This is a genomic window from Xanthomonas populi (assembly GCF_002940065.1).
Lineage (GTDB): Bacteria > Pseudomonadota > Gammaproteobacteria > Xanthomonadales > Xanthomonadaceae > Xanthomonas > Xanthomonas populi.
This window is the reverse complement of the sequence record NZ_MDEJ01000182.1, coordinates 1-6,112: the sequence shown is the minus strand read 5'-3', so window position 1 is coordinate 6,112 and position 6,112 is coordinate 1. Positions and strand designations below refer to the sequence as shown.

General features: G+C 62.4%; 4 protein-coding genes, 1 tRNA gene and 3 pseudogenes. 6 read left to right on the top strand and 2 right to left on the bottom strand.

Translation table 11 applies throughout. The annotated features are described in order from the left end of the window. A pseudogene (locus XpopCFBP1817_RS18960) lies at positions 1-287 on the bottom strand (hypothetical protein); the annotation flags it as partial. A 318-nt stretch (positions 288-605) separates the two neighbouring features. Here XpopCFBP1817_RS18960 and XpopCFBP1817_RS18955 point away from each other — a divergent pair. The 4 genes and pseudogenes from XpopCFBP1817_RS18955 to XpopCFBP1817_RS21685 all read left to right on the top strand — a co-directional run bounded on the left by XpopCFBP1817_RS18955 (position 606) and on the right by XpopCFBP1817_RS21685 (position 3,660). Continuing rightward, the gene (locus tag XpopCFBP1817_RS18955; RefSeq protein WP_128418284.1) at positions 606-1,307 is read left to right on the top strand and encodes an NYN domain-containing protein; all 702 of its coding nucleotides are present in this window, start codon (positions 606-608) and stop codon (positions 1,305-1,307) included. Between the two features lie 101 nt (positions 1,308-1,408). Next, positions 1,409-1,543: pseudogene (locus XpopCFBP1817_RS23345) on the top strand (XRE family transcriptional regulator); the annotation flags it as partial. A gap of 194 nt (positions 1,544-1,737) precedes the next feature. Continuing rightward, positions 1,738-3,423, top strand: a complete 1,686-nt coding sequence (locus tag XpopCFBP1817_RS18945) for a tannase/feruloyl esterase family alpha/beta hydrolase (protein WP_167393981.1) — start codon at positions 1,738-1,740, stop codon at positions 3,421-3,423. 161 nt (positions 3,424-3,584) lie between these two features. Next, a tRNA-Ile gene (locus tag XpopCFBP1817_RS21685) sits at positions 3,585-3,660 on the top strand. Between the two features lie 4 nt (positions 3,661-3,664). Here the strand turns inward: XpopCFBP1817_RS21685 and XpopCFBP1817_RS24165 are convergent. Continuing rightward, complete coding sequence (locus tag XpopCFBP1817_RS24165) at positions 3,665-3,865, bottom strand: SEC-C metal-binding domain-containing protein (protein ID WP_425479132.1); 201 nt, start codon at positions 3,863-3,865, stop codon at positions 3,665-3,667. Between the two features lie 369 nt (positions 3,866-4,234). Here XpopCFBP1817_RS24165 and XpopCFBP1817_RS18935 point away from each other — a divergent pair, with 369 nt between their 5' ends. Together XpopCFBP1817_RS18935 and avrXacE2 are read left to right on the top strand one after the other, a co-directional pair. Then, a complete protein-coding gene (locus tag XpopCFBP1817_RS18935; protein ID WP_128418283.1) occupies positions 4,235-5,515 on the top strand; it encodes a lytic murein transglycosylase in 1,281 nt (426 codons plus the stop codon). Between the two features lie 84 nt (positions 5,516-5,599). Beyond that, positions 5,600-6,112: pseudogene (avrXacE2, locus tag XpopCFBP1817_RS18930) on the top strand (type III secretion system effector avirulence protein AvrXacE2); the annotation flags it as partial.

Below are 6,112 nucleotides of genomic sequence, written 5' to 3'. Positions count from 1 at the left end.
GCCTTCAACGCGGCCGGGCGGCCGCGTCGGTAGATCTTGGGGGCGTGCACGTAGTTGGCCGGCAGCACCTCGAACACGGTCACGCCTAGCGCCAGCAGCTGGGCGGCGGCGGTGTCGAGCGAGGCAAACACGCGCGGCTCGCCGCGCTGGCCAGTCAGTTGCTTTTCGGTTTGGCCCACGCGCACCATGACCGCGTAGCCGCCGACCTGGCCGACCAGCTGCACGGTGCGCAGCACGCCGGCACTGGCGAGGGCGGCGAGGGTGGTGATGGAAATGGGGGATGTCATGATCGACCTATCAAACTTCGATGTTTGATGCTCGATCATTTGAAGCCACGCTGCAAGCACTATCGCGGCGAAGGGCCTGGCGCACATAACTGCCAATTCCACGCAGTGGCGCGTCTGCCAAGCGATAGGGCTTTTGCGTAGCCGGGCGGTAGAGCATTTGCTTGTCAGGGCGGTATGCAATTGCTATTGCATCGCCCGGGCGCATCCGTTAGGCTAGCCTCACCACTCTTCCCTTGTCGCCCCCATTCAGTTGGGGTAACGGCTTGGGACGAAAAAACCGCCGCAAGGCGGTTTTTTCATGTCCGCAGGAAGCTCCATGTGACCATCGCCAAAGCGACTGCCGTCTACATCGATGGCTACAACCTGTACTACGGGCGCATCCGTGGGACCGCATTCAAGTGGCTCGATGTGGTCGCACTGTTCGATCGCCTCCTGCATGACCAAGACCCGACCACCGATCTGCTGCACGTCCGATATTTCACAGCGCCGGCGCTGGGTCGGTTTGCGACCCACAAGCAGGCCTCGGAAACGCAAGCGACATATCTGCGCGCGCTCGCACACACCCACCCACAACGATTCGCCACGACGTTAGGCAAACACAGCTGGGACAAGGCGGGAACCCTTCTGCCGGAGTTTGTCAGCGGCCAGCCGTATGATCGGGCGCGACGGGTTCGGGTCTGGAAGCTCGAAGAGAAACAGACCGATGTGAACCTGGCGCTGGCCATGTATCGCGATGCTGCGTCGGCGCGCTATCAGCAGCTGGTTGTGTGCTCCAACGATAGCGATATCGAACCGGTCCTTGCAGCTATCCGCGAGGACTTCCCGACCATCGCGCTAGGCGTGGTCACGCCACGCAGGCCGCCGATCGATGGTGAAGCGGACAGAAGAGTCAGCGTCTCGCTGTCGAGCCGCGCTGACTGGACACGTCAATACATTTTGGATGATGAGCTCGCGGCCGCCCAGCTACCGAAACGCGTTCATAAGCCTGGCAAGGCAATCGATAAGCCGGGGCATTGGTGAACATGAGTTCAAACCCACGTACAACTACAGCCGCGCTCCCCGAGACCGTCGGCGCACGTCTTCTGACGGAGCGAAAGCGCCTCGGCCTTACTCAAATCGAAATGGCCGAGCGCTGTTCTGTCAGTCGGTGGGCGCAGCTGTATTTCGAAAAGGACACGAACCTACCGGGTGGCGCATATCTCATCGCTGCGCACCACATTGGCGTAGATATCCTCTATGTCCTTACGGGGACGCGGCCATAGCACTTTCGTCCCCAAATGACAGAGAGCTGTCGCCAACAAAACGCCCAGCGCAGAGGCTGGGCGGTTGGTGACAACTCGCAGTATTCGTGAGACCAAGGGCATAGCCGGTGCCCCCTGCTCTTCAACCAAAGGAAATGCTCATGTTGCGATTGAACGGGTTACGCGTGTTGTTACGGACGCTGGCGGCAATGGGCGCTTTGCTGACAACGGCATCGGCGTCGGCCGCTTGCGCCGACCTGCTCGCGCTGTCGCTGCCGTCCACCACGATCAGCAGCGCTACCGACGTGCCCGCCGGTGCCTTCACCGCGCCGGACGGTACCGTGCTCGACGCACTGCCGGCGTTCTGTCGCGTCGTCGGTGTGTCGCGGCCGGCCAGCGATTCGGAAATTGGGTTCGAGGTGTGGATCCCGTCCGCAGGCTGGAACCAGAACTACCTGCAGGTCGGTACGGTCGTCTTCGCCGGCAACATTCAATACAGGTCGCTTGGTTTCGCCTTGCGCCGTGGCTATGCGACCGCAACCACCGATGGTGGCCACCGGGCGTCGATCGGCGATGCGAGCTTTGCGCTCGGCCACCCGCAGAAGATCCTCGACTGGGGCTATCAGGCGCTGGCCACGACGATCTCCAACGGCAAGGCGCTGGTTTCCGCCTACACGCACCGCGCGCCGCACTATTCCTACTTTTTCGGCGCCTCCAATGGTGGCCGCGCTGCGCTGATCGCAGCGCAGCGCTTTCCGGGCGCCTTCGATGGCATCGTCGCCGATGCGCCTTCCAGCGCCTGGGTCCACAACGCGTTTTCCTGGCTGTGGTCGCAGGACGCCCAGTTCGGCAGTCCGGCGGCGACTATCTCGGCGGCCAAGCTGCCGGCCATCCAGGCCGCCGCGCTCGCCCAATGCGATGCAAAGGACCACACGGCCGACGGCGTGGTCAACGACCCGCGGCGGTGCCGCTTCGATCCCCGCGTGCTGTTGTGCAGCGGTGCCGAGAGCGACGCGTGTCTCACTGCGCCGCAACTGCAGACGCTCACCGCCATCCTTGCCGGCCCGGTCAACCCGCGCACCGGCGAGCGCATCTACTACGGTTTCGAGCCGTTCGCAGTCGCCACGCCGGGGACATGGAACCAGTGGGTCACCGGCAACGCCGCCGTTCCCGGCTGCGGCCATGCGGTGCTCGCCAACCAGTTCTTCGCCAACATGGTGTTGGATACCGGCAGCGCCGGGTTCGACCATACGCAGGTGAACTTCGATACCGATGTCGCCCGCGCCGAACGCAAGCCGGTCGCCGGCCAGCCGCTGGCCAGCGTCATCGACGCCACCTCCGCAGATCTGAGCGGATTTCGCGCGCGCAACGGCAAGATGATCCTGTATATCGGCTGGGAAGATCCGGTGGTTCCGCCACGAGGCGCGATCACCTATTACGAATCGGTCGTGGCCAGGCAATGGCTGGATAACCCGCAGATCAGCAGGGCCGAGGATGCGCTTGCGCAGACCCAGCAGTTCTTCCGCCTGTTCATGGTGCCCGGCATGGGCCACTTCACCGGCGGACCCGGCACGTCGGCCTTCGGCGCGCTGTATGGGCCGCCCGCATTGGCCATCGATCGCCAGCACGACGTATTGGCGGCGATGGAGGCGTGGGTCGAGCAAGGCATCGCACCGGAACGCATCGTCGCGGCAAAATACGCCAATGACGACCCGGCCAAGGGGGTGGTCCGCACCCGGCCGCTCTGCCACTATCCGCAATCGGCGGTATGGATCGGCCAGGGCAGCGCCGACGATGCGCAGAACTTCATCTGCGTGGACAGTCCGCGCGGTGCCTACCTCGACGGTGCGGCACCTGCTCGCTCGCCGTTGCAAAGCTCGGGGCAAAGCCGATAAGTCGGGCGCTCGCACGCGTGAGCTGGAAAGCCGTTCGCCCGGTGGTAATGAGGGTCGGCAGGGAATCATTACGGTTTGGGCCAAAACCTGCCTAAGCGACTGAGATGCAAGGAAGATTGCTTTATGCCGGCGGCGGACATCCACGCCTCTCTTCTGAACACGCCGGCCTTCTGACCTAGTGCGCGCACGCGTCCGATAAGCGCGTACACGTCGGTTCGATTCCGACCAGGGGCACCAACCGTCAGCGACGGAAGAACGCCTCCACCTGCGCGCCATGGCATCGCTTGTACTTGCTGCCGCTGCCACACAGACACGGCGCATGCTCGCGTAGTCCTGCACCGAGTGATTGGCCGAGGAAATCACTCGCCTGCAGAAGGGGCTGGATCTCATCGACGGGAACGCTAACGTGCCCATACTGCGATGCTCGCTCGCCACGATTCATAACCCGAACGATCGCTTCCGACATCTGAATGAAGTGCCTGATCAGTAGGTCGTCGCGTAGCGGCATACGGACGTTGTCGATGGCTAGGCCCTCGTAGCGTTTGCGCGGATCCGGCACGAAAAGACCTCGCACATAAATAGGTTTGGCGACTACACGCTCGATCTCAAGCGGGAAGTGTCGCCGATCGACTTCTCCCGAAGAATTCTTGCGGCGACAACGCGTTAGGACGCAATCAGCTGTTTTTTTACCGGCGAATTCCTGCCGACCCTCGATTGATTGCCCATCGCGGCTCAAGACGCATAGCTGATATAATTACATTCGGGGAACAGGAGGACTAGAGTGCCACTCAACCACCACCTCCGGTATCTCATGATCATGCCCTCGCGCCTTTTGCGTTTATCGCTCGGTGTCAGCGTCTGTGTGGCCGCCGCAACCAGCGCAGCAGCGCAAGCCATCGCTCCCGAAACAGCCGCATCCTCCGCAACCGACGCCGGTGGGCAACAGCAGGATCCCGCACCCACTGCGAGCTTCGAACAGTGGCTGGCCGACTTCCGCCAGCGTGCGCTTGCCGCCGGCATTGAAGCCACCACGCTGGACAACGCATTCGCTGGTGTCACACCCGATCCATCGGTGCAGGCACTGGATCAGCAGCAACCCGAATTCACCCGCTATCTATGGGAGTATCTCGACGCGCGTGTCACACCTTCCGCCATCCAGGAAGGACAGCAGCTACTGATCAGCCAGCACGCCCTCTTTCAGAAGTTGCGGCAGCAATACGGTGTGGATCCGGGCATCCTGACCGCCATCTGGAGCATGGAAAGCGGGTACGGCAAGCAAATCGGGGACTTCTATGTAATTCGCTCGCTGGCGACACTGGCCCATGAGGGGCGGCGCACCACGTACGGCAACACGCAGCTGCTTGCGGCCCTGCAGATCCTGCAGACGGAAAAAAGCATTGATCGCTCGCAGTTGGTGGGTTCGTGGGCCGGCGCCATGGGACAAACGCAATTCATTCCGAGTACCTATCGCGACTACGCCGTCGATGAGGATGGCGACCAGAAGCGGGATGTCTGGAATTCCAATGCGGACGCTTTGGGCTCTGCGGCGAATTATCTCAAACAGAGCAATTGGACCAGCGCTGTTCCCTGGGGCCAGGAAGTCCATCTGTCAGCCGGCTTCGACTACGCGCAAGCCGACCTGACGATCAAGAAGACCGTCGCCGAATGGCAGCGCCTGGGCGTGGCGCCCCGCAAGCCGATTGCGCCCGCACTGGCGCAGCAGCAAGCATCGGTGTTGTTGCCCACCGGATACCGCGGCCCGGCATTCCTGGTGTTCGACAATTTCCGCAGCATTCTGCGCTACAACAATTCCACTGCCTATGCCCTTGCGGTCGGCTTGCTGGCAGATGGCTACGCGGGCGAGGCCGGGGTTGAGCAACCCTGGCCCAAAGACGATCCGCCGCTCAATAGCACGGCTCAGATCACCGAGCTGCAGCAGAGGCTGACCGACAAGGGATTCGACGTGGGCGTCGTCGACGGTGTGCTGGGGACGCGAACTCGCCAGGGAATCCGTGCATTCCAGCGTAGCCAGCAATTGCCGCAGGACGGTTACGCCAGTACGTCGCTGCTGGCGCGGCTGCGGGCCACCTGATCGGGGATGCACGTCGTAGGCTGCAATTCTTCACCCACTCTACAAGTACTGCAAGGCCATCAATAACGGTGCGGGAATCTCAAAATGGGTTGCACTATCTCAACGACAAACAACGGCCCGCACTCGCCCCGCCAAGAGGACGCGCCTCCCCTTCCGCAGCAGACGCGGCAATCCTTTGTGGGTGTTGTGAATGGGCTGTTGAGCGATTTGCCCAAGCGTCGGCGACGGGGCGAGTCGCTCTCCGATCCTAATATCTCCCTCGCCGGCTACTTGCTGAGCAAAGCCGTCATCGGGGATCCGGTCAAGCCCCAGGACATCCCTCGGCTGCACAAGGCGAACAAAACGGTGCAGGAGACGCGGGCGCGCTTCCCATACGGACGCGGCAACGTCGCTACCGACATTGCCGCCAGCGATCACGCATCCAGTCAACATGCGCAGGCCGCACATGATGTGTTTGTCGATCTGGTGCGCGGCACGGCGCCTGCGTCAATGCGCACAAATCCGACGCTAGGGCATGCGGTCGTGTCCGAATTCGTCCAGGGCGGTCATTGCGCCGGATATGCTGCCGTAGCAACCGTGCGACATGTACGGTTGCTT